We start from the raw sequence: 24,583 nt of genomic DNA, 5'->3' as shown, positions 1-24,583 counted from the left end.
GAGAAAGGGAGGGGAGGTCTAGGTTACTTGCGATAACCTAGACCGGGGGAAGTGAATGTAAGGATTAAAAGGCACTGACGCCGCGACTCTTCTGAAGAACCCACAGACGTCGAGGTCGGGGTGTTTGACTTCCAGAAGCGCAAGGAAGTTCGTTACGACAGACACTATTGCAATTTGGTGGCACAGCCTCAGATCGAAATAATTAGAGATGAATGAATTTATTCAAAATTTCGTGGATTTTTGACCCACGGGAATATGGAAAATAGGGACTTTTGTTTGCCTTAAGAAAAAACGCCACAGTGCATTTGTGTTTTTATTTGGCGCTGCAGAACCGATGCGGTGGTAGGTTCAGTTCATTTTGATCATCTTGTGTTATTCAACGGTCTCCCCCACGGTGACCATATGAAGAGTGACTTGGATAAGTTTATTTGCTTCAGGGGAGGGCTGATCATTGAGGCGACGCAACTCTTGCTCCAGCGAGTTTAATCTTTCTTGGATCAGTTGAAGCTTTTGGCTATCAACGGCCAACAAGGTTGTACTTAGATAAGGCAAGGGAGTCTGGCGCGTTTCGATTTTCTGAGCGACTATTTCTAAAGCTTTTTTGTGGAGCTGTTCCGAAATGTAGGCCGGAGTTTTCTCGTCAATAAGCTGATGAGTATCCGGAACCACCTTGCCGCCCATGGTTTTGCGCCAAAGGCCTTCGGATAGGAAATACGTAATGGCTTTTTCGATGTTGTGCGCCGGCACCAAACCTAAGAGCATTTTTTGTATCACTTGAGGATCATCAGTGAAGTTCTTTAAGTTGGCAGCACTCCAAATATATGGATAGTACCAATGTTTGATAAGGCGACCGATACGACGATGGGCTCCTTCGGTGGTGAATGAAGACGCCTCGTCTTGCGTGGGATTCAGGCTTTTTAAAATTTGTTTTTCTTCTTCAGAGGAAAGTAAAAATATTTCGGCCAGGGCCGGTAAGTTGTTTTCTGAAATATTTCTTTTCTTATTTAAGATTTGCGACACATAGGCTTGCGTATATTTTCCGACGTCAATACAGCGTCTTCTAAGGCTAAAATGTCCTTGTTGCCGATAGAATAAGTATTTTGCGAATAAAAAATCGGCCGCCGAATTGAAATCCTTAAAAAATGGTTTGTTCAGTTTTTCTTGTGCGTGCGGCATCTAACATCCTTTTTTTGTATGTTAGAGTTCAGCGCTTGTGTGGGTCTAGAATAATTGCAAGTGCTCAAAATAATACGTCCACACATTGTGAACGTCTGCAAAATTTCTCTCTAGCGCTTTTAGCTACCAGCAGAGCGTTTGATAGCATGTTCCGTTTTAGTTTCTCACATCTCGCGCCGAAAAGTTCATATACACGGGGCGTTTTGGATGCATATATATATCGTTTTGATATCAGCATTTCTGGCACAGTGGGCTTATTCAAGTCCTTCGGCTCTCACGTATCAAGGCCGTATTCTAAAATCTGATGGCACACCTCTTGAGCATTCTAACGTCGCTTTCATTTTCCAAATTACGAATCCATCGGGTCTGTGCGTGATTTATCAAGAGCAAGTTACCGGCGTGAATATGGCGGGCACAAAAGGGGTCTTTGATGTGCCGATCGGATCTGGAACTATATCTTGGCCCGCGGTGGGTGGGTTTGGTGTTCTGGATGCTTTTAATAACGCTTCAAATTTTTCCTGTGGTGCGTGTTCAGGTTATAACTGTGTTGCGGGATCCGGGTCTTACAATCCCGTGGCAGAGGATGGACGTGTTTTAAAAGTTCAGTTTCATGATGGCAACGGCTGGCGAAGTGTTTCTCCGAACACCGCAATTCGCTCGGTTCCTTTTGCCGGGTATGCATTGGCGTCGCAAAAACTGGGTTCTCATGATGCCAACTCATTTGTTCTTAAAAACGATGTTAATAACAATACCTCTTGCAGTGGGGGACAATTCCTTACCTGGAATGCCACAACTAAAACCTTCGGATGCGCGGCGGTTTCTGGTTCAAGTGGGGGGACGGTGATGCAAGTGACGGCGGCCTCGCCGTTGATCGTGGATGTGGGAACGGAATCCTCGACACCAAATATCAGAATTCAACCTGCTTCGAGTTCACAGCCGGGATATCTTTCTGCCGCGGATTGGACAACGTTTAATAATAAAATTGGAACATCGACGGTGTTTTCCGGGGATGTTTCTGGAACTGCTTCGGCGATAAGCGTAGATAAATTGAAGAACGTGGCTCTTTCGATTTCAGGAGTTTCTGCGGGCGATGTTTTAAAATACAGCGGTGGCAATTGGGTGAACGGCAGTCTTTCGGCCGCGGATATTTCTGGATTAATTCCAGGCTCTCAAGTATCAGGAAATATTTCTGGAACGGCGTCGGGATTCACAGGCTCTTTAAGCGGAGATGTGACAGGCACGCAAGCCGCGACGGTCGTTGGCAAATTGCAAGGAGTCGCGGTATCAGCGACAGCGCCCACAAATAATCAGGTTCTAAAATACAACGGCTCTCAGTGGGCTCCGGCGACTTTGGGATCGAGCGATCTTCCTAGCGGAACCTTATCGGGATCAGGAACTACGGGCCGTTTGCCCTATTACAGCGCCGCTAATGTGTTGGCTGATTCGGTGGTGTCTCAGTCTGCGGGGCAAGTGGGTATTGGGACCACCAGCCCGGAAGGTCTTTTAGATGTGCGAGGCAGCGTCTCTATCGGGGGAGCCCATAGCAACGTCTCAAATCCCAATGCTTCATTGGTGATTCGCTCGTATGACAACCCTCATGTGATTTTAGAAAAAACAGGCTCCAACACCGGCGGATTCACCGTGGACGACAATGCGATGGTCTTCGCCTCGGAAACAGCGGATATCACTTTTAGAACCGCCGTGGATTATAACGGAGATTTCGCGAGCACGGGCTCGGAAATTTTGCGCATCAAAAATGATGGTCAAGTGGGTATCGGAACATCCACGCCATCGCCTTCGGCCATCTTAGATTTAGTTTCTTTTAATAAGGGTCTGCTTGTGCCTCGCATGAATCAAGCTCAGCGTGATGTGATTGTGTCTCCTGCTGCGGGCTTGATAGTTTATAATACCACCACCAACGCGATGAATATCTTTAATGGCACTAGCTGGGGACCTTTGGCGGCCTCAGGATCTCTTGGCAATGACAGCGTGGCAACAGTTCATATTCAGGATGGCGCAGTCACTTCAAATAAACTTGCCACCGTCTCAGGCTTAACGGCCGGCACTTATGGCAATGCGACGACAATTCCTAGTATTACTGTGGATAACAAAGGTCGGGTGACAGCCGTAACAACGAACACGGTGGCCGCCTTGCCCGCAGCCTCTGCGGCATCTGGTAAATTTTTAAAATCCGATGGCACTTCGTGGTCGGGGCAAGATATTCGCTTCAGTGATATTAAAAATTCTTCGGGCGCTTCAGCGTTTAATATCGGGGCTTGTGGAGCCAATCAAACGGTGGCTTGGTCTTCTCTGACGGACTCATTCAGCTGCCAGCTGATCGGAAACTTAGATGCAGATAAAATCACTACCGGAACTTTGGATGCCGCTCGCTTACCAAGTTCTGTGACCAGTGCTCTTTGGACGCAAGCCAGTGGGAATGTGTACCGGAATACGGGGAATGTGGGCATAGGTACAACTAATCCTGCTTCACCGTTAACTGTGGTTGGAGTCATTGAGTCCACGTCAGGCGGATTTAAGTTTCCTGATGGATCGATACAAACCACCGCTGTTACTTCCGGCGCTGGCGGGACGTGGAACACTCTTTCATTATCTGATACGGCGGATTTTAATCCTCAATGTGAGTACGTACTTAATGGCATTCGCGCCAGTTGGGTCCATGCAAACTCTCTCGGAGCCATCACGAACACGGTCTCTGGAGCCACGACGGCCAGTTGGAGAATAGTGAACTCTTCGAATAAAGCTCTGACTTATAGCGCTGACGATAACTATAACAATAATATGTATTACGGTTCCTCAGCGACGACCAGTATTCAATATCGTTGCGGAAGTGGCTCTACCGGGCAGTGGACCACGAATGGATCTGATGTTTTCTATTCGGCAGGAAAAGTCGGTATTGGAACATCAAGTCCCTCGACGAATCTGCACATTTTTGATTCCAGCGGATTTCCGATTATCAGGACGGGATCTTTTGGTTACCAAGGCTTAGGAACAAGTGGATATCCCTATTTTGCTATGGACCTCTCTTGGGATGGAACTAAGTGGAACTCAACCCATGCGACGGTGCGTGGCACGGCACTTAGAATGACTCAGAATAAAATAAACTTGAGCTCGGCTCCTCCAAATACTTCGGGCGCGACCATCACCGATCACCTTACTGTGGATACGACAACGGGGCACGTAGGGATTGGTGTAACAAATCCCAGTACAAGGCTTCATGTTGTCGGAGCGAGTGGCAATGGCTCTGCAGCAATCGATGGAGCTTCATTCAAAGACAATGTGCATGGCGTTCACCTGGGAGGAAATGACACTGGGGCTTACTCGTGGATTGCCGGGTGGGCCAGCGGTGTTGGGACTTCTCCTTTGGTTTTACAGCCCAGCTTTGGAAATGTTGGAATTGGCACGACATCACCTTCTTACAAACTTCACGTTGTGGGCACGGCAGGTCTTAGTACAGGCACGGCTTGGACAAATGCTTCGGATTTAAGATTAAAAGACATCCATGGGGATTACCCCCGAGGCTTGGATGAAGTATTGCAGCTGCACACGGTTTTATATAACTACAAAAAAGACAATGCGTTGGGGTTGCCTTCGGATTTTGTGAAGACCGGATTTATCGCTCAAGAAGTTCAAAAGGTGATACCTGAAGCTGTGAATAAACGCGAAGACGGATATCTGGAGCTGAACGTGGATCCGATCCACTGGGCGGTCGTCAATGCCATTAAAGAATTTTACCATCGCTGGTTTGACGACAGCAAAAATATTCATCGCGAACTGGCTGCGGTGAAGGCTGAAAATGAAAGACTCAAAGCGTATTTGTGCTCTAAAGATCCGAAGGCTTCGATTTGTAAATAAGAACCTTGTCACATTTTGTGAACAGTAAATTAAGAGTGATATTCAGAGACCTATCGCATCTGTCGATAGGTTACATATACACGGAGCGTTTTGATGCGTATTTGGATTATTTTGATTGTGGCATTTTTGGGTCAATGGGTGCAAGCAAGCCCCGCCGTGTTAACTTATCAAGGCCGCATCCTAAGAAGTGATAGCACCGCACTCGAATATAACAACGTCGCTTTTATTTTCCAAATCACCAATCCCTCTGGCTCCTGCGTAATTTATCAAGAACAGGTTACCGGTTATAACATGATCGGCTCTAAAGGGGTTTTTGATGTTCCGATTGGCTCTGGCACGGTGTCTTGGCCGACGTCGGGGAGCTTTAGTGTTTTAGATGCCTTTAATAACTCTGCGAATTTTTCTTGCGGTCTTTGTTCGGGATACACATGTACGGCGGCTTCAAGTTCTTACGGTCCTTTGACGGATGATGGCCGTGTGTTAAAAGTTCAATTTCATGATGGCAATGGCTGGAGGACTATTTCTCCTAACACCATGATCCGCTCCGTGCCTTTCGCGGGGTACTCACTCTCAGCACAAAAACTGGGATCCCATGATGCAAATTCTTTTGTCTTAAAAAGCGAAATCAACAGCAACACCTCTTGCGGTGGTGGCGGTCAGTTTCTCACTTGGAATGCCACGACCAAAACATTTGGTTGTTCGGGTGTTTCTGGCGCTAGCGGTGGCACGGTGACGGAAGTGACTGCAGCGTCTCCGCTTTCGGTGGCGGCGGGGACGGAGTCTTCGACTCCGCATCTGACTATTCAAGCGGCCTCCGCCACGCAGGGTGGTTATTTGTCTTCAGGAGACTGGACGGCCTTCAATGCGAAGTTAGGCCCAGCGACTGTTTTTGCGGGAGATGTCAGCGGGACGGCTTCGAATATCAGCGTTAATAAGATTAAAAATGTTTCGGTCATGACCTCGGGTCTGTCTTCGGGAGATATTTTAAAGTACAGCGGTGGCAACTGGGTTAATGACACGCTTGCGATCGCGGATATTTCGGGGCTCAGTGGAGTGATGGCTGGTAAGCCTGATTACTCTCAATTTCCGACCACATGCACGGCGGCACAGACGTTGACGTTTATTTCGCCTGTGGGTGGTTTTACTTGCACGAACATTGCGATTGCGGGTTCTCAAGTGTCTGGAAATATTTCGGGCACGGCTTCGGGTTTTAGCGGCTCTTTAAGTGGCGATGTAGCGGGCACCCAGTCAGCAACCGTCGTGGGTAAATTGCAAGGGGTTGTCGTGTCAGCAACCGTGCCCACGAATAATCAAGTTTTAAAATACAATGGCTCTCAATGGGCGCCAGCGAGTTTGAGTTCTGGTGATCTTCCGAGCGGGACTTTGTCAGGTTCAGGAACAGCCGGGTACGTGCCGTATTATAGCGGTGCTAACACCTTAGCGAACTCGTTGATTTACCAAGCCACGGGAAATGTGGGTATAGGCACAGCATCTCCGAATACTTCTGCGGCTTTGGATGTCTCTTCAACTTCGAAGGGCGTTTTGATGCCGCGAATGACGACGGCGCAAAGAAATGCCATTGCTTCTCCGGCGTCGGGTTTGCATATTTATAACACCGACACCAAACGCTTAGAATTTTTTGACGGAAGTAATTGGTCTTATTCGACCGCGAACAATATTGTCAGAGCAAAGAGCTCTCTATCGCAGTCCGGATCGGGTGTGCGTAGCTTCAATACTAAACCTTTTGACTCATTAAATGAGTTCAATCTGTCAACGGGCCGCTTCCAACCTGTGAGTGCGGGGAAATATCTCATCATTGCACGCCATGACGGGCAGGGCATGGCGGTGGGAGGTCACCTTTTTGCCCGAGTTGCAAAAAATGGCGTCCTGGGAGATTACAACTTCACGCGTTCCACTTCTTCTAGCAATGCTTACGTTGAAGTTGTGACTGTTCTCGATCTGAATGGAACCTCTGATTACGTCGAGATCAACTATGACATAAGCTCGGGCAATACTACGTCATCTGAATTTATCGCTTACCCATTAACGGCCGCCGGTGCTAGCTCTGCGGGAGCGGACAATTTAGGAAATCACACGTTAGCCCAAAATCTGGTGACTGGATCCAATTGGATTTCCAGTGATGGAGACAATGAAGGAATTAATATTTCCGCGAATGGAAATGTCGGGGTTGGGAAATCTTCGGCTACAGTAAAGCTGGACGTCTCGGGAAAAGTAAAAGCCGATGAGTTTTGTTTGGGTTCAACTTGTATCAACACTTGGCCCTCGGGCGGTGGTGGAATGATTGATACTGCGCAAATCAATGATGGAGCAGTCACTCAAGACAAGCTGGCGACGGTTTCGGGATTAACGGCTGGCACCTACGGCAGTTCCACGAGCATCCCAAGTATCACCGTCGATACAAAAGGCCGTATCACCGCAGTGACCACGAATACGGTGGCCGCGTTACCGGCAGCTTCAGGGGCTTCTGGAAAATTTTTAAAATCAAACGGAACTTCTTGGTCAGGTCAAGACATCCTTTTCAGCGATATCAAAAATTCTTCGGGCACCTCTGCGTTTAATATCGGGGCTTGCGGCGCTGATCAAACTGTCGCCTGGTCTTCTTTGACCGACTCCTTTACCTGTCAGGCCATTGGAAATCTGGCGGCAGAGAAAATTACCTCCGGAACATTAGATGCCGCTCGCTTGCCGAGTTCAGTGACCAATGCCCTTTGGACAGAGTCTAGTGGGAATGTTTATCGGACTAGCGGAAATGTAGGGATAGGTACTACGTCGCCGACTTCAAAGTTAACTGTTTCCGGAGTTATCGAATCCACTTCCGGCGGGTTCAAACTTCCCGATGGAACTATCATTAATGATATAACTGACCTTGGTGGAGCGACCACCTCCGCACTGTACCCAGGGTGGCCCGATGCGATCGTTTGCGTGCAGAATGTAGACACGGCTCCCAAGCAGCCTCGAATTTTTCATTTCGCTGGTAATTACTCCAACAGTGATAATAGACTTTATTATGAAATTCCAGGAGACGAGGTCAACAACCGTTATCTCATTTTCAATTCGGATAAAACCTGGAACAGCCACTTAAATGCGGGAGACTATGTCGAATGCCTTTCGAAAAATATCTCTGATTTTATTTCGGAAGGTAAAGGTAGATTTTTTGGTAATAATATCCGAGCATTCGCAGAAGATGCAGACCACGATACAAAAATCATGTTGGAAAAAAGCCCTGATGAAGATCGAATCCGCTTCGACACTGCTGGCGCGGAGCGAATGATCATCGACAACGCCGGAAACGTCGGTATAGGAACTTCGACACCTACAGCGAGTGCTCTTTTAGATTTGAGTTCCACGGCCAAAGGTTTTCTCCCACCACGCATGACGGACGCTCAGAAAAACGCGATCACGTCTCCGGCGACAGGATTACTTATTTATAACACCACATCTAATTCCATGAATGTGTTTAACGGAAGTACCTGGGGAGACATCGGTGGCGTCGGCGGAGCCAATAGTGTTGGGACCACTCAGCTGCAAAATAATTCGGTGACATTGGATAAGATTGATTTTTCTTCGACAAGTAAGGGCCTCGGTTTACCTTCAATGACCACCACCCAGATGAATGCGATCAGTTCGCCAACGGCAGGCATGATGGTGTTTAATACGACCACCGGAACCACGCATGTCTACACGGGCTCTTCGTGGAATGAAGTGGGTGCTAGCGGCGGATTCACTTTGGAATCTTGGCAGACTCCGACGTTGCAGAATGGTTGGGTGAATTATGAAAACGCATTTAACCCGGTAGGATACTATAAAGATCCTTTTGGAAGAGTCCACATTCGCGGGTTGGTTAAGTCCGGGACCTTAAGTGCTTGTATCTTTACTCTCCCAGTAGGTTACCGCCCGGCAAATCGAGAACTCTTTGATCAAATCATCAACGCGAATACTCAGGGCCGTATAGATGTCACGTCGGATGGGTGCGTACTTGCTTATAGCTCCTCTTCCACGTGGAGTGCGTTAGACGGAATTTCTTTTCAATCCGCCACGGGCGGCGCCTTTTCTGGCAACGCCAACCCATGGTCAGTGAATGGTCAGAATACTTCTTACACAAACGGCAATGTCGGTATTGGCACTACCGGCCCCACCGAGAAGTTGGAAGTCACCGGTAATATCAAAGTTGCGGGATCCGGAAATGGAATTAAGTTTCCTGATGGAAGTGTGCAAACGACGGCTTCAAGCACCGGGCCCACGTGGACAAGTTTGGGTCTAACCTCTTTGGGAACGGTCAGTGTTACGACCACAAGTGAACAGGCTTTTGATATTCCAGTTGCGGCCACTACCGCCAGAGAAGTTTTAATCTACATGAGATGCCGCACGGGAAATGCTGCTGTCAACGCGGGTGCTGATATCAGGATCTACACCAAAGAAGGTGCAGCTATTTATGATAATTATTTGTATGCCTATTCTTATGCGGGACAAACTAGCTGGTCATGGAACTCAAGTTCATTTTGGCTTCCGAAGACCAGTGATAACAAAGTTTATATCGCTTTTAATGCAAGTTTAGGATCTACCAATGCCACCTGCCATGCTTTTATAACTGGTTACAGATGATGAACAGGCTTGTAATACGGATATCGCAAAATTTCATGGGAGCTTTTTTAGGGGCGCTGCTCGCGTCCAACTTCGCGCAGGCCCAAGTTTCGGCGACGGGAGGTGGGTTTTTTAAAAATCCCGTTTCTTGCATCAGTACCACCATCAGCAATTGCAATTTGGTCACAACGCCAAGTGGTTCTAGCAGTGGAAGTTGTGTGAGCGGTTACACGGGCACCTGCAGTTACTCTTGTTTTCGTAAAACTTGGACGGCTTCTGCAAATTCTTGTGCACCTGCAAGTTGCACTCTTCCTTGGGGTGGAACTTTAGCCAATGGCAGTTCCGTGACGGCATATTCCTCAACGGCTCCGGTGGGGGCGGCGTGTTCTACGGTCAGCCAGACACGGACGTGTAGTACGGGAACACTTTCTGGAAGCTATACAAACTCCACATGTTCGTCGGGTTGTGCTGCTGGTACAACGAGTAATTGTAGCTATACTGCTGCGGCTCACAATGGAGCCTCTGGATCGTGCGTCAGCGGTTACACAGGCTCATGTTCTTATCGGTGTAACAACGGAACACGATCGGTCGTAAGCAACTCTTGTGCGGTGCCTACGGGGACTTGGGTCAACGGCGGCTCTTCGGGCGCGCAGTGTACGAACAATGTTGCTCCCTCGGGGACGTGTTCCCCCATTGGGAAGACTTGTTATATCCTTTACGGAAACTGTGGTGGGGGGCCTTGCATTTACAACTTCCGTTGCCAATAACGACGGAGTATTTAAATTTTTCACAAAATGTGAACGAAAAGATTCACAAACCGTGAACATAAAGTTTTCTTTGTTTTTAAGAAGACCTCGTAAACACCGATAAGACTCCTATGGCAAGGAGCGTGTTGGATGCCCGTATTTATCGTTTTTTTGATCCTTCTTTTTTTTCAACCAAGTCATTCTGCTCCGGTCACCCTAACATACCAAGGGCGTATCGTTCGCGCGGATGGAACTCCTTTAGAACATCAAAATATAAGTTTTTTATTTAAAATCACGGATCCCAGTGGACAATGTGTGATCTATCAAGAATACGTAACGGGCATAGACATGACGAACTCGAAGGGCGTCTTTGATGTCCCCATTGGTACGGGAAATGTTTCTTGGCCCACGGGGGGAAGTTTCTCTATCTTAGATTCGTTTAATAATAATTCGGTTTTTAGCTGTGGCAGTTGTTCAGGATACACGTGTGTAAGCAGCGGAGGCACTTATTCTGCGGTCAACACGGATTCCCGACTTTTAAGAGTTCAGTTTAATGATGGCCATAGTTGGAAGGCGATTTCTCCGGATAACGTGATTCGCACCGTGCCTTACGCGGCTTTTTCATTGGCGGCGCAAAAATTAGGAGACCATGGAGTCAATGCTTTCGTATTAAAAGATTCCGTCAACGGCAATGCCTCTTGTGACTCGGGAAGTTTTTTAACTTGGAATGCCACGACTAAATCCTTTGGTTGCGCCGGAGTCAGTGGAAGTGCGGGGGGGACGGTGACCGATGTGACCGTGGCTTCTCCTTTAGCGGTAAGCAATGGACAATCCACACCACATATCACGATCCAAGCGGCATCGAACTCTCAACATGGATATTTAACCTCGACGGATTGGACTACGTTTAATAATAAACTGGGTGCTTCGACGAGCTTTGGTGGAGACGTCAGTGGCACGGCTGCCAATATCAGTGTTGATAAAATTAAAAATACACCTCTTTCTTTTTCTTCCCTGGCAAATGGTCACATTCTTAAATATAGCGCCGGAAGCTGGGTCAATGGAGCGATCTCCGTTTCGGATATTTCGGATCTTAGTACAAATTTGGCGGGCAAACCGGACTATGCCCAATTTCCGACTTCTTGCACCGCCGCGCAAACAATGACCTTTGTTTCTCCAGTGGGTGGATTTACTTGTACAAATATCGCGATTCCCGCCTCTCAGGTCAGTGGAAATATTTCCGGTACGGCCGCGGGGTTTTCCGGTTCTTTAAGCGGTGACGTCACCGGAACACAATCTAGTACCACGGTGACCAAAATTCGCAATGTGAACGTAGCGACGACGACCCCCAACGCGGGAGATGTCTTAAGATACGACGCCGGCACCAGCAGTTGGGTTCCCGCAAGCTTACCCAGCGGAAGCGGTGGCGGAGTTAGTTCGGTCTCTGCAACTTCGCCGCTCAGTTCTTCTGGGGGTGATACTCCTTCGATTTCGCTGGCAGGTTTAAGCGGCCTTGGAACAAGCCATCAACTCTTAGGAATGAACAACGGGGCTTCAGGTTACGAGTATAAAACCCTTAACGGCACAACTCAGCAAGTGATCGTGTCTCACGCCGCCGGGTCTATCACGCTTTCGACTCCGCAAAACATTCATACGGCGGCCACCCCGACATTTGCGGGCATGACGCTGTCTTCTTTAAGCGCGGCAGGTATAAGAGTCGTTGCCTCTGACAGCGCCGGGGCCCTGACAGGTTTAGCGAGCGCAAATAATGCGATATTAACAACAAATGGGTCTGGCGTCCCTGGTTTCCAAGCGATTTCCGGTGATATTTTTAATCAGTACGTCCTGCAGGCGGGGCGCACGGGTGGACAGACTATTTATGGCGGAACGGCGGCCAGTGAGACGCTGACAATTAATTCCACCAGCAATTCAACTCGTGGCTATGTGCTGGTGAATCCCAATGGCGGTCATGTCGGGATCGGAACAACGACGCCTGTGAGCAGATTGCAAGTCAACGGCGATATCACCAATGCAGGCTCGGTCAATAACACGTCGGTGAATGTTAATTTCTCTAGCGGAAATCTGCAACACACGGCTTTGAACTGTCAGTCGTTTGTGCTTAATAATATGAAAGACGGAGGAGCTTACACTTTTGCGGTTAAGGGCACTTCGGTCGCCACATGTTCTTTTACGGCTTACAGTGGTCTTGGGACGGGGGCACTGACGGTGCATATGCCGATAGATCATGGCGCGACAACCTCTGCAAAACACACGTTGTATAACTTTTTAGTACTGGGTTCTGACGTGTATGTTTCTTGGAGTCCGGGATTGTGAGCGCTTTAAGAAGTTTGGTGGGAGTCTTCTTGGTGGCGCTACTGACATCTCCGTCCGCGCTGGCTCAAGTATCCGCAATGGGAAGTAGTTTTTTTAAAAATCCCGCTTCTTGCAACAGCACCACCATCAGCAATTGCAGTTTATCTCAATCTCGAAGTGGAGCCACCAGCGGAACTTGTGTGAGTGGTTATACGGGGGCCTGCAGTTATTCGTGTTTCCGTAAAACCTGGATGGCCTCTGACAACTCTTGTTCACCTGCAAGTTGTAATCTGCCTTGGGGTGGAACTTTAGCGCATGGTGGTTCAGTGACAGCGTATTCGTCCACGGCGCCCGTGGGGGCGGCATGTTCGACGGTCAGTCAAACAAGGACGTGCAATACGGGAACGCTTTCTGGGACTTATGCCAATGGCAGTTGTTCTTCGGGGTGTGCGGCGGGTGCCACGAGTAATTGTAACTATTCAGCCTCTGCTCACAACGGCGCTTCAGGGACTTGTGCCAGTGGTTATTCCGGATCTTGCTCTTATCGTTGTAACAATGGAACCCGATCGGTGGTGAGTAACTCTTGCGCGCGCCAGTTAAGATGGACGCAAATTTCAGGTCGTCCCAGCTCTGCCCCCGGTTGTCCCTCCGCTGCTCCGAGCGGTGGTACCTGTTACCCTGAGGGCGCTATATGTGTCTATTTTAGTAACTTTTATTATCGCTGCCAGTAAAGGTCGGTCCGCTTATTCCCGCACCGACAAAGGAACGAATTGCACTGACAATTGGTAAACGTGCTCTTCAGGGCCTTGAGAAAGCTCTACCGCAATCGCTTTTAGAAACTGCGAAATCTGCTGTTTAGCCCAGGTGACTTTGTCTTCGGGGACGGTCAAGGTCATCGAGTTGACGAGGCGGTGTTCAGCCTGGCCTTCGTCTGATTGCGTTTCTAAAATCTCTAGAGATTTTTTAAGAGCACTTTTGTGATAACTCAAAATATCGGCACGGTTGGCTTTGGATTGAAAAGAATTATAATTGGCCGACTTAATAAGCTTGCCGTCCTTCCATTCAAGCAATCCATCCTGAAGCATTTCTTCGATGGCTTCAGTGGCGACATCCAGGTCAAGGTTTAATTTTTTTGCAAAATACGCCGGTGTGCCATCGCAGTCGGCCAGGTACGTGGCATCTAAGATCGCAAGATAATGCCAGTCTTGCAAAACCCAAAAGTTTTGTTTGGGTTGGGCATTCCAATCAACGGGTGTTGAGATTGTCAGGGGTGCCTTCACGTCAGGAAGGTGCAGGGGGCCCGTGGAAGCACGCACCTTTTTTTTGTTCATGATAAGCTTTACCAGTTCGTCGTACTGATCATTGTCTAAATCAAGAACGTTCGAAAAATCTTCGATCATTTCAAGGGTCAGCGAGCGCTTTCCGTTCATGATCTGTGAAATCAAGGAAACGCTGGTATCCATTTTTTTGGCGATCAAACGGAAAGAAAAGAATTTGTTTTCTTTTTTTCTGCGAGCAAAGGCCTCACGCAAAATTCCAGAAATCATGTCATTACTATTTGGCGTCATGGATAAGTCCTAAATGATCATTCACGAAAGAGGCGATAGTGAGCAGATCTGCAGTGGGAATTGCAGGCAGTAAATTGCGATCTTCAGGGACGATGACCAAAACATCACCTAACGATCGAAGGGGTTGTCGCTTCTTTACAAATTGGATCTCTGAATTTGAGCTGCCAAACTCGAAACTCATTTGGAAAAAGGCTTTTGAATAAAGGCGCTTTATCGTTTCGTCGAAATCCAAGCTCCACAGAAGAACTAAAATATCATGTTTATAGCGAAGGCTGCGAATGTCCCCGGCACCACCGACGAAGTTGACTCCGCCATAGTTTAAAAACGAATCCGGGCCGGGAATGACAAAGGCTTGACGATCAAAGGCGCGATTGATTTCTGAAAGAGTTATGTATTTTGATTGGTCCGATGAAACCTTGCCAGGGGCTTTGAGTGAAGCATTGGTATACAGAAACAATCCCAGGCTGATGTCATAGTCTGAATCATTGTATCCCAGTGCGCCCAAGATTTCATGAAGGGCTAATACGGAAATAAGATCCGTGTCGACCGGCGAATAAAGGTTGATGAAGACGGTCTTTGTGGAAGGAGAATAAAAAGCGGTGTGGCGGTAGGCGCCTTCGGGCTTTACGAAATTTTCTAAGGCGACGTATTTTATTTCTGAAGCACGCTGGATCAACGTATCTAGGGATACCGGGTTTTCAGTGCCCAGGTAAGAAACTCCGGCTTTTTGCGCTCTTTTAAGAAGATGGAGGGCTGAGTTCTGATAGTGTTCGGCAATGATAAACGTAATGTAGGGCTGTTGGGGGGTGGGCGCATTTTGAGCGAGGACAATTCCGGGAAAGGCTATGAGCCCCATTAAAAGTACTAACACCCGCTGTCCCAGATTTCTTAGTGTTCGGTTCATCTTTGCGCCTCTCTCAGAGGAGCTGCATATCATGCCCCACCTCAGAAAAGCATATCCAATTCTTAATCTTTAAAAAAATTATTAACATTTTGTGAACATAGGGAGCTGCCCGGGAGCCCCTTGGAGCTAAAAAATTTGATCCAGCAGTTCCTCAAGCTGACGGACATAGGCGAGGCTCTGTTTATTCGCAAAAGCCACGTTAGACCGGCCCGCCAGGGCCGTCGCGATAAAGCTGCCATGAGTGAAATCAATTAGGATGTCTAACCACATCTGTTTTCTTTTGGGGGAAAGTTGTGTGGCCTCTAAGAGTTCGCGTAAAAACCCCGTGATGCGTTTTGCCTCAGCCGAAAAAGCCTCGGGTGTTAAAAAGACGGTGATGGTCAGATTTGGATGTTTAAGTCCTATTTTGTAATAGCTTGTCAGCAGGTGTTTTATTTTCGCTTTTGCATCACCTTGAGCAGATTCAAAATCCCTAACAACCTCGCTATAAACGGCGTCGGACAACTCCCTCATAAGGGCGTCTCGGCTGGAGAAGTAATGATAGATCGCCATCGGGGTGATTTTAAGGCGGGTGGCCAGGGCCCGCATTGAAAATCCTTGGGGCCCGGTGTGCTCTAGCATTTCTAGCGCCATCGCCAGGATCACATCCAGGCTGATGCCGTGATCTGTTTTAGGGCGCCCTCTTTTTGTTGTCATGGGATCACTTGGTATTTTGATTGAACCAGGCCTGATGGAAAGGCTTTGGTATGAAGATGTTTCAGCGAGACGTCTTTAGCCAAAGAACTAAAAAGCGGCTTTCCTTCGCCAATAAGCACAGGTGCGGTGGTGATCACTAGATCTGCAATCAAATTCTCTTTAAGAAAGGATTGAATAGTTTGCCCCCCATCCACATAGACACGTTTCCATCCTTTTTTTTCTAAGTGCGACATTATGTCTTTGGGAGAATGTCTTAAAACTTGAACTTTGTCTTTGAGAGGTTGGGGGACGTCATTGTCGGTAAGTGTTGTCGATAGAACGACCACGGGAACATTGTAGTACCACTTATCAAAAGTCAGCGCTTTTTCAAACGTTCCGCGGCCCATGACAATTCCGTCGATGTCTTTAATAAAGTCATTATAACCATGGTCCTCATTCGGATCATCCCGAGTTAGGAGCCATTCAATGTCGCCATTTTCCCGCGCGATAAAACCGTCAAGACTTGTCGCGATGAATACGTGTCCGGTGATCATGGAACCCCCTAATTAATATACAGTGTATAATTAATTGGGAGGTGTCAAGGATGGTGAGGGGAATCTACTGGATCGGAATTGACCCTGCTTGCCTTGGTTAATCAGCTCGTTCGTAAGAACAAGGCATTCAGATCTATGGGTTAGGACATTCTGCCGTTCGACGACAAGGCTAAGAAAAGGTCTGAGATGAGAAGAGCAAGTTTCTTGTTGCTAGACCATATAAATCGGAATGGCCATGTTACTCACAGCTACAAGTCGAAGATGCTCCGGGATTGCTGACCAAGCGCCATTAACTTGGGGCAAGGTCTCGACCTATATTCTCTGATCGGATTCTTGCTCTTGCTTGGCGTTGCTACGAAGAACTCGATTTTGATTGTCTATACTGTTGCGGAGAGGCTTCGTGAAATCGAAGCACCAGATTTTCTAACCTTTATCAATGTCGTCGTCGAGGCAGGCGTGCGCCGACTACGTCCGATCATCATGACGAGCATGGGGCCTGCCCGCTTACGGTACGTATCGAATTTTTCGAGGCGGCGGGTGGGCGGTCGTTAACAGGGGTAATTATTTCACTGAGCTTTCCCGCCTCATAGCTTCATTTTTAAGATGGGAAAAGGCCTCCCTTGATCATCTTTTTCAGAACGGTCAATAACCGCAAATCCCATTTTTTTATAAAAGGCAATCGCCTGGGGATTTTGTTCGTTAACGTCTACATAGAGTTCTTTAAATTGAGACTTTGCATGGGAGACAAGGAAAGCTCCAGCACCTTTCCGAAAGTGGGTAGGGGAGATGAATAGAGAATCTATTTTATTGCCTGTCATTCCCATAAACCCCAAAATGTTCTTCTCTTCATCTATAGCTAATAGCAAATGCGCATGGAGAACGTAATCTTTAACTTCTCTGCCGATTTCTTCAATTTGCCCGTGGGTAAGAAAAGAGTGAGTAGCATTTACGGAATGATGCCATATTGAATAAAGTGCATCTGCATCTTCATAGGTGTTATGGCGAATTGATAGGATAGACATAAGCTAATAGTTCCAGATTTTAGTAAGGGTGAAAAGGAGTTTAAGAAAGTAAAAGTATTGTTCAAATCAACTGTTGGGGAGTCCTTAATGAGTGGCGCTAGGTATTTTTTTGGTTTCCAGAGATCCCTGGATTTTCGTTAAAACCTTTTTGAACAGATCGAACTCGCTTTGCTCTAGACCTTTGAGAAAGCCCCTGTCAGCTTTTTGAACGACAGAGTTAAGAGAGTTGTGGAGCTTCTTTCCTTCTTTAGACAAGGTTAGGTGTTTAATTCTTTGATCTTCCGTATCATGCTCGGTCTTTACGTAGCCCTTCTCAATCCATTGCGATACCAATCGAGATATTGTGGTCTTATCTTTGCCAAGGACATGGGCTAGATCTCTGTGGGACATTGATCCATTTTCTACTAAAGGTAAAAGATTCATCCAGTCTTCAAAAGACAATGGAGATTGTGAAGCTTCAAACTCGGCAATTAAATATCGCTTCATGCTCAGCATGGTTCGGCTCATTTGGATACCGATAAGGGAATCTAAAATCTTTTTAGGCATGGAACCTCTTTTAAAAAGAGTTATATCAAAAATAGTTGCGTGATGCAACTAAATAGTTGTATCATACAACTAGTGGAGCTTGCAATGAATTCGTTAAAAAAATTTAAGGCCGGTGCTTTTGACCTGTCTTTTATAGATAATCAAAATGCCGGAAAACCTGTGTGTTTAGTGATAGGAAGCGCCCTTTTTTATAGCCGCTCCTTCAATGAAAAGTTTGAAGAATCTTACAGAATGATCTATCTGGATCATCGTGGGTTTGGTTCTGTGACTGGCGAAATCTCTGCCGACGACTACCGATTGAAAGTCATCCTGCAGGATATAGAAAATTTTAGGCTAGCAAATAACCTCGGAAAAATCTGTATAATGGGTCATTCTGCCCATGGATATATGGCACTAAGCTATGCTCACAAGTTTCAGAATTGGGTTTCATCTGTGTGTATTGTTGCTATGGGCCCAAGTCACGGCATTCACATGTCTGATGCGGAGGAGTTATGGAAAGAGACAGCTGCACCTGGACGGAAACGGAGTTTTGAAATGGATATGGCAAAATTGGAAAATGAGATGCGCGTTAAAATGCCAAACCAGTTTGTATTATTTTGCAAAGCTATGCGAGCTAAGAGTTGGGTGGATTTCGATAAAGACATTTCCCATCTGTGGGAAGGTGTTGAGGCTTTTATGCCAGCTTTAGATTATCTATATGGTGAAGTTTTCCGAGATATAAGGGTGGAAGAACTGATTAAAGATTTGGATAAGCCTGTTTTAATGGTATTGGGAAAAATGGACTATCAGGTGGCACCTCACTGGACTTGGAATTCTCTCAAAGGAATGTTTAAGCAGCTCACTTTTAGAGTGTTCGAAAACAGTAGCCATAACCCCCAAGTGGAGGAGAGCAGTCTTTTCTTTTCTGAATTTCAAAGCTGGTTTTCTATGTACGGCTTGAATGAAATTGAATAGGTTGGGTTGTTCCCAGTTAATGGTGGAATGCCACTCCGCAGAACCGCATCGGTGGTGAACTGTCATACCCCACAAACACAAAAACCACCTTGCGGTGGTTTAAATGGATGGGGTAGCAGGACTCGAACCTGCGAATGACAGAATCAAAATCTGTTGTCTTACCAACTTGACGATACCCCAGTGATAATGACTTATCGAAAAGCTAAATTACGGATTTTCGGCCTCATTGGCAAGAAGAGATTTTGTGCGTTAGCTGCTTTGAGTGCCGCTGACAGCGGTTTTCGAAAAAAAATCGAAATGGGGCTGGTGAAGATATTCTATCTACATCTTAAGTGCCTAAAATTACGACATAAATCACCAAAAAATGACAAAAAGTAACGAATATTGAGACTTTTTTACTAAAATTATGCGGATTAATTAACTCAATGCGTCTATCCTCCTGCTGCATTCGACCTATGAACCTGGAGATAGAAAATGAAATGGTATTCAAATTGCTCTACTCACTCCGAATCAGGAGTTCACTCTATGAAGTCTTTTATTTTGAGTTTGGCCTTACTTTCAAGCCTGACAGCGCCGCTTTTTGCGCACGCGAATGATCTCTCGACAGAGGAAAAGGCCCAGTTGCGTGAACTTCAAGAACGCGCCCAAGCCTGGGGACAAGATAAGGCGGAAATCCGCGAAAGACTTTTACAGCGCCAAGGGGGCTCGGATGCGGGCGGAGGCAACTTCGTCGGGGATGAGCTTTTTGATGATTATGAAAATAAGGGCAGTGAAAAAATCTCGGTCGCAGAACTTTCGGCGGCGGCGGATATTTACTTAAAACCGCTTGAAGCTAAAATGCCATCATTCGCTAAAATGTTGCGCAAAGGAATCAAAGGTACGACCTGGTATTTGGAGCCAAAAGAAATGGCGCAAACCGGGGCCTGCTTAAATCAAACAACACTTTCCGTAAACCGTGTGGTGCGCGCTTGCCAGTCCAAACTTGCGGTGCGCATTGATAAAGAGTTTATTAAAGCCAACCAAAAATCTTTCCCAGCTTTAGTGATTCATGAACTGTTGGTGTATCAAATGATTCACCGGACCAGTGATCCCCACGATGTGAACGAAGAAAACTATCATCCAGATCGCATCAATGATGAGGGCGTTCGCGAAGTCAGTCGCGCTATCCGCAATCCTGATATCACGGAAAGCGAATTGCAAACCGCTGTGAAGCGCGCGGGCTTTGGATCATTCCGTACAAGCTCTGATATTCGTCACGTGAATGCGTTGTTTGCTAAATACGAAGCCGCTTTAGCGCAAAGAACCAAGAAATTCTGTGCTAACCCCAGAGCGGGTCAAGACGACAAAAAACTCGAAGACGCCGTCAACAATGCTAAGTGGGCTTTGCCTCAAGAAGAGGAAGATTTCGAGCGAAGAATAGAGATTGTTAGAAAAAACGACCTTAAGACCCGCGCATGCTGGGATAAAGCTTTAGGACGCCGAACTCGATAAACTATTTCTGTACCCGGAAGAAGTCGATATTCAAACATGCGACTTCTTCTGCCGGGGAGTCCCGCACGATGCCGGAAAACTTCTTAAGCCATTCGGCAAGTTCTTCACGTAAAAGCAAAAAATCTTTTTCGGAAATTGAAAACGGGGACGTGAACATCAACTCGTCCTCGCTAATATTCTCACTTTGCTGCAAAGCTTTGATGCGCCAGTTGGCATGATGTTTAGATAAAAAGGGCGAGCCTTTTTCTAAGAAAGTTTGCTGCGTGCCCAGGCGATAAAGATTTTTTTCTAAAATCAGTAAACCGCTAGAGACCAGAAATTCTAAAACCTCGATCAGTTTTTTTCGAGGGATGTCGAAATTTTCTTGTAGGGCTTCTAGCGAAACGCCTTTGTCATTGGTCGAAGCAAAAAGCCGGACGGCGGAATAAATCCAGCTTGAATAAAAGACGGCCTTTTCTTGGTCGCTCAATTTTTTGTCATGCTTCAGGCGTTTTGAAAGATTTAAAGAATCCTCGCGAAGTTTGGAAAGCTTTTGTTTAAGATGTTTTTTTAAGTTTTGAGTTCCCGCGCGATCCCATTGCACCAGCAAACAGAAATAGTCCGTTTCCATTTCAGTCAGCTGTAAATAATCAGCTAAATCAAAAGCTTGTTCTTGGGATAAGTGTCTAGAGCCATTCATCACTAAGCTCATGTAGGTAGAATGAACACCGATGTGCTTGGCGATTTTGCCGACCTCGCCGCGACCGCGATTGGGAAGTTTCGCAATTTTTTCTTGCAAGTAAACTCGGATGTCGTCGTACATGAAGATGTTCATATAAAACATCATAGGACGATAAAAAAAGCCCGTCATTACCGAAGTAATCACGGGCAAACATTCCACGGGGTTCAAGCCGCGCTTTTGGTACTTCCTCTCCACATTCAAAGGAAATACTTGGCGAGTGAGCAGGGAGCTCCACTTCCACGAGGGAAGTCGTCTGAACCTGTTAGTAATCATCTCCGCCATGGTCGCTGTTAGGCGCCTTTTGGCGTTTCAGATTTACCAGGGTTGCACCCATGGATTTTAATTCGTTTTCGTAAGCCTCAAAAACCAGGTCTTCAATCATCGCGCGCGTCTCTTGGTTGAGAGGATGCGCGATATCTCGGAACTGTCCGTCTTTGCGTTTTTTGCTAGGCATGGCGACGAAAAGGCCGCTGGTACCTTGGATAACCTTTAAGTCTCGAACCACAAAGCAATTATCTAATGTGATTGAAACATAGGCTTTCAGGCGATCTTCATTGACCGGAAAAACTTTGACCTCGGTGACTTTCATCTTTGCCCTTTCTTAGTTGCCATTCTTGCTGCGAACTATGGAGCCATACTATGGTCCTAACAACTTCTCGGCGAACAGGACAAAAACTAAAGACCTAGGTCTGGTTTTTTCGAGACACTGACCGAAAACCCCAAAAAACCGCCTCTTTTTAAGACGGTGCTTATTTATATAGCAGTAGGTGGCGCGTCAGCTAGCGCCCCCGCATCAAAAGCGGGGAGCCGTCAGAATAGGTTTTTAAGAAATGAAATCTTAAAGATTGATGATTTGGATTCGGGTGTTGCGCGCAATACGCAAAGTGTTGCCGGATTTTTTAAGATGTTTCAAAACATCTTTGCTGTTTTCAACCGGGCGTTTGTTCACATCTAAGATAACATCTCCGACGCGTAGGCCCGCTTTGCTTGCAAAGCCACCGCGAGCCGTTTCAATGACCACGGGCTGATTCATATCATCGGGAAAGCCCCAGTCTTTGCGCAAATCGGCGTTAGGATCAACAATCGTGAATCCTAAATCAAACGGAGCTTTTTGTCCGGAGTAAGTTTTCTTAGCCACCGGAGCGATCTTTTTATCCTCGGTGCGTTCAGCGATAGTCCAATTCATTGAGACTGATTTATTATTGCGCAGAACAACGGCCTTAGCCGGTTTGCCAATCGGTGCATCGGCCACCGCATCCATCAGGTCTAACGAATTACGAATGGTTTTACCGTTAAATTCCGTCACGATATCGTAAACCTTTGCGCCGCCTTTGTAAGCCGGGCCTTTAGGATCCATGTTTGTAATCACAGCGCCCTTCACATCGCCCATCCCCAGGTATTCCGCCGCTTCCGGATCAAGATCCCCAAGAACCGCACCGATATAACCACGAGCAATACGACCCTTAGATTCCAGGATAGGTAAAATGGCTTTCACTTCATCAATCGGAATCGCAAAGCCGATACCTTGCGCACGCGCATCAATGGCCGAGTTGACACCGATCACTTGTCCTTTGGTGTTAACTAACGGACCGCCGGAGTTTCCGGGATTGATCGAAGCATCAGTTTGTAACAAAGGAATTTTATTAATCTCGGTGATGTTGCGACTTTTAGAGGAAATAATTCCCTTACTCATCGAGTGACCGTGACCAAAGGGATTACCGAAAGCCGCCACCCAGTCGCCGACCTCAAGGCTTGCTGATGACCCAAGTACGGCCACCGGCAGTTTGCTTTTCGGTGTAATTTTAATAAGCGCAATGTCCGTGCGCTCGTCGCTACCGACAAGTGTTGCTTCATAAGCGTCTTTGGAATCTTCGCTTAATTGCACGTTGATTTGGTCAGCCCCCGCGATCACGTGGTTGTTGGTGATAATCAAGCCATCTTCACGAATGATGAAGCCCGTGCCTAGACCCACTTGCTGAGGACGCTGTTGTTGTTGTGGCATTTGTTGACCTTGAGGTCCCATGCGCAAGCCATACAGTTGTTCCAGCATATCCAACATCGGATCCCGCATCCCGCGCACATTTTTCGGAATAGCCGAAGTGGAAATATTCACCACCGCCGGGTTGATGGCCTTTGCCAGTTCAACAAATAAATTTGCCGGCAACGGGGCTGACAGATTCATCTTTGGGGGATCTTGAGGTAACGGTTTTGTCTGTCCAAAAGAAAAAGGTGCCGCAAGCACCAATGACATCGTTAAGCACAACATCTTTTTCATAAACTTGAATCTCCTTAATAGGCCTTAAACAGAAACGAACTTCATTTGTAAATCGCTAATTAAGTTTTCCAAAAATTTGCCTTCATCGCTAGACAAGTTTCCTTTGGTCTTGTCCTGCAAGACTACTAAGAGGTCGATATTGAATCTGGCAAGTTCCTTATCTTTAGAAACTTTCCCGGACTGAGGATCGGGCGCCAGACCCATTGCCATAATGGCACTAGACGCGATGGACATAATTAAAACAGAAAACGAGGCTTCCATTTTTTCTTGCATAAAATTCTCCTACTTCGTCCGTCTTAGATCGGATAATAACCCATCAACTTTTGAATGCGATTTTCAATAGAGGGATGAGATTTTAAAAATAAATTCTTTTGCTGGAATCCTTCGGGATTCACCATAAATAAATGACTGGTGCAGGCGGGGATTTCTAAAGGCATGGTTTGGGCTAAACCTTCCATGCGCCATAAAACCTCACCCAGTAGCAAGCGGCTTTCTAAAAGATCCGCGGCCATCAAATCATTTTCAAAAAAAGACTTTTCACCCACCACGGTTTTAATAATCACCCACCCCACCGGTGAAAGCATCGGCATAAAAAGTTTTAATTTGTACGGCATGAAAGAATCAAAAAACTGACCCATACCGACAACGGAATTTCCAATCGTGCTGCTGACACTAAAGGCAAAAGTATCAAGTCGTCGGATATGACAAAGTTGATGGGCGACGACGGCTTCAAGCTCTTCATTATTTAAAGACTTTAAAAGCCCGGCCGTGAATCCCAACGATCCGCGCTTCCAAGAATGTCCCACGCAAAACGCATTCACGGCCGCATGCGGGGTCACGTAAACGGCGGGAGTGGGCATGTTTAATTTTTCTGAAAGACGCTGAACTTTTTCAAGCAAGCCCCAAGAATCTTGTCCCTTCACGCGACGAGCATCTAATTTTGCAAGCACGCGGCTTTCTCCATAAAAGAAAACGAAGAAATTTAATGCAAGTGCTAGAAGGAAGCCAACGAAAAGCCCCAGTCTTTCGCCCAACTGATAACCTAAAATTAGCAGGGCAAAGGAGCTTGAAAGAATGAAAATCCAGACCTTGGTATTGTTGTTAAGCATGCTAAAAATGTCCCACTTTCTTGGGCCCTTGGCAAGGGTAGAGGAAGCAGCGCT

General features: G+C 46.8%; 20 protein-coding genes and 1 tRNA gene. 8 read left to right on the top strand and 13 right to left on the bottom strand.

The features are described from left to right. Positions 1-372 precede the first annotated feature (372 nt). Positions 373-1,176 carry a DUF4423 domain-containing protein gene (locus AZI86_RS01060; RefSeq protein ID WP_061833239.1) on the bottom strand — a complete coding sequence of 268 codons (804 nt, stop codon included), beginning with the start codon at positions 1,174-1,176 and terminating at the stop codon, positions 373-375. 207 nt (positions 1,177-1,383) lie between these two features. On the opposite strand from AZI86_RS01060, the gene AZI86_RS01055 reads away from it, so the two are divergent. The 5 genes from AZI86_RS01055 to AZI86_RS19140 all read left to right on the top strand — a co-directional run bounded on the left by AZI86_RS01055 (position 1,384) and on the right by AZI86_RS19140 (position 13,441). After that, positions 1,384-5,049 (top strand): tail fiber domain-containing protein, encoded by a 3,666-nt coding sequence (locus AZI86_RS01055; RefSeq protein WP_061833238.1) that lies wholly within the window; start codon positions 1,384-1,386, stop codon positions 5,047-5,049. Positions 5,050-5,142: 93 nt separating this feature from the next. Next, the gene (locus AZI86_RS01050; protein WP_061833237.1) at positions 5,143-9,672 is read left to right on the top strand and encodes a hypothetical protein; all 4,530 of its coding nucleotides are present in this window, start codon (positions 5,143-5,145) and stop codon (positions 9,670-9,672) included. A gap of 35 nt (positions 9,673-9,707) precedes the next feature. Continuing rightward, positions 9,708-10,418 carry a hypothetical protein gene (locus AZI86_RS19145; RefSeq protein ID WP_157684595.1) on the top strand — a complete coding sequence of 237 codons (711 nt, stop codon included), beginning with the start codon at positions 9,708-9,710 and terminating at the stop codon, positions 10,416-10,418. Positions 10,419-10,547: 129 nt separating this feature from the next. Further along, positions 10,548-12,731 (top strand): hypothetical protein, encoded by a 2,184-nt coding sequence (locus AZI86_RS01045; protein ID WP_061833236.1) that lies wholly within the window; start codon positions 10,548-10,550, stop codon positions 12,729-12,731. After that, positions 12,728-13,441 (top strand): hypothetical protein, encoded by a 714-nt coding sequence (locus tag AZI86_RS19140; RefSeq protein WP_157684594.1) that lies wholly within the window; start codon positions 12,728-12,730, stop codon positions 13,439-13,441. Before AZI86_RS01045 ends, AZI86_RS19140 begins: the two co-directional genes overlap by 4 nt. Positions 13,442-13,453: 12 nt before the next feature. On the opposite strand, the gene AZI86_RS01040 is transcribed toward AZI86_RS19140, so the two are convergent. From AZI86_RS01040 to AZI86_RS01025, 4 genes are all read right to left on the bottom strand, one after another. Next, the gene (locus tag AZI86_RS01040) at positions 13,454-14,278 is read right to left on the bottom strand and encodes a TIGR02147 family protein (RefSeq protein WP_061833235.1); all 825 of its coding nucleotides are present in this window, start codon (positions 14,276-14,278) and stop codon (positions 13,454-13,456) included. Then, entirely contained in the window at positions 14,265-15,182 is a 918-nt protein-coding gene (locus AZI86_RS01035; RefSeq protein WP_157684593.1) for a hypothetical protein, read from the bottom strand. The genes AZI86_RS01040 and AZI86_RS01035 overlap by 14 nt, the downstream gene beginning before the upstream one ends. Before the next feature lie 126 nt (positions 15,183-15,308). Next, positions 15,309-15,878: a TetR/AcrR family transcriptional regulator gene (locus tag AZI86_RS01030; protein WP_061833233.1), complete on the bottom strand. Its 570-nt coding sequence runs from the start codon at positions 15,876-15,878 to the stop codon at positions 15,309-15,311. Next, on the bottom strand, positions 15,875-16,411 hold the full coding sequence (locus tag AZI86_RS01025; protein ID WP_061833232.1) for a dihydrofolate reductase family protein: 537 nt from the start codon (positions 16,409-16,411) through the stop codon (positions 15,875-15,877). The genes AZI86_RS01030 and AZI86_RS01025 overlap by 4 nt, the downstream gene beginning before the upstream one ends. A gap of 294 nt (positions 16,412-16,705) precedes the next feature. Here AZI86_RS01025 and AZI86_RS19485 point away from each other — a divergent pair, with 294 nt between their 5' ends. Further along, positions 16,706-16,963: an efflux RND transporter permease subunit gene (locus tag AZI86_RS19485; RefSeq protein ID WP_367613513.1), complete on the top strand. Its 258-nt coding sequence runs from the start codon at positions 16,706-16,708 to the stop codon at positions 16,961-16,963. Between the two features lie 32 nt (positions 16,964-16,995). On the opposite strand, the gene AZI86_RS01020 is transcribed toward AZI86_RS19485, so the two are convergent. Next, positions 16,996-17,433, bottom strand: coding sequence for an acetyltransferase (locus AZI86_RS01020; RefSeq protein ID WP_061833231.1), 438 nt, complete (start codon positions 17,431-17,433; stop codon positions 16,996-16,998). Positions 17,434-17,517: 84 nt separating this feature from the next. After that, on the bottom strand, positions 17,518-17,979 hold the full coding sequence (locus AZI86_RS01015) for a MarR family winged helix-turn-helix transcriptional regulator (RefSeq protein WP_061833230.1): 462 nt from the start codon (positions 17,977-17,979) through the stop codon (positions 17,518-17,520). Positions 17,980-18,063: 84 nt separating this feature from the next. Between AZI86_RS01015 and AZI86_RS01010 the strand changes: the two genes are divergently transcribed. Further along, entirely contained in the window at positions 18,064-18,933 is an 870-nt protein-coding gene (locus AZI86_RS01010; protein WP_157684591.1) for an alpha/beta fold hydrolase, read from the top strand. Between the two features lie 104 nt (positions 18,934-19,037). Here AZI86_RS01010 and AZI86_RS01005 read toward each other — a convergent pair. Then, a tRNA-Gln gene (locus tag AZI86_RS01005) sits at positions 19,038-19,113 on the bottom strand. A gap of 345 nt (positions 19,114-19,458) precedes the next feature. Between AZI86_RS01005 and AZI86_RS00995 the strand changes: the two genes are divergently transcribed. Beyond that, on the top strand, positions 19,459-20,424 hold the full coding sequence (locus tag AZI86_RS00995) for a hypothetical protein (RefSeq protein ID WP_061833227.1): 966 nt from the start codon (positions 19,459-19,461) through the stop codon (positions 20,422-20,424). A 1-nt stretch (position 20,425) separates the two neighbouring features. On the opposite strand, the gene AZI86_RS00990 is transcribed toward AZI86_RS00995, so the two are convergent. The 5 genes from AZI86_RS00990 to AZI86_RS00970 all read right to left on the bottom strand — a co-directional run bounded on the left by AZI86_RS00990 (position 20,426) and on the right by AZI86_RS00970 (position 24,529). After that, on the bottom strand, positions 20,426-21,289 hold the full coding sequence (locus AZI86_RS00990) for a TIGR02147 family protein (RefSeq protein ID WP_157684590.1): 864 nt from the start codon (positions 21,287-21,289) through the stop codon (positions 20,426-20,428). Positions 21,290-21,407: 118 nt separating this feature from the next. Then, the gene (gene spoVG, locus AZI86_RS00985) at positions 21,408-21,734 is read right to left on the bottom strand and encodes a septation regulator SpoVG (RefSeq protein WP_061833225.1); all 327 of its coding nucleotides are present in this window, start codon (positions 21,732-21,734) and stop codon (positions 21,408-21,410) included. A 249-nt stretch (positions 21,735-21,983) separates the two neighbouring features. Further along, entirely contained in the window at positions 21,984-23,420 is a 1,437-nt protein-coding gene (locus AZI86_RS00980) for a trypsin-like peptidase domain-containing protein (protein ID WP_061833224.1), read from the bottom strand. Positions 23,421-23,444: 24 nt separating this feature from the next. Then, positions 23,445-23,693, bottom strand: a complete 249-nt coding sequence (locus AZI86_RS00975; RefSeq protein ID WP_061833223.1) for a DUF1844 domain-containing protein — start codon at positions 23,691-23,693, stop codon at positions 23,445-23,447. Positions 23,694-23,716: 23 nt separating this feature from the next. Next, positions 23,717-24,529, bottom strand: coding sequence for a M48 family metalloprotease (locus AZI86_RS00970; protein WP_061833222.1), 813 nt, complete (start codon positions 24,527-24,529; stop codon positions 23,717-23,719). Between the last annotated feature and the right edge of the window lie 54 nt (positions 24,530-24,583).

Origin of the sequence: Bdellovibrio bacteriovorus (assembly GCF_001592735.1) — a bacterium.
GTDB lineage: Bacteria > Bdellovibrionota > Bdellovibrionia > Bdellovibrionales > Bdellovibrionaceae > Bdellovibrio > Bdellovibrio bacteriovorus_D.
This window is presented reverse-complemented; position numbering and strand designations above follow the sequence as displayed.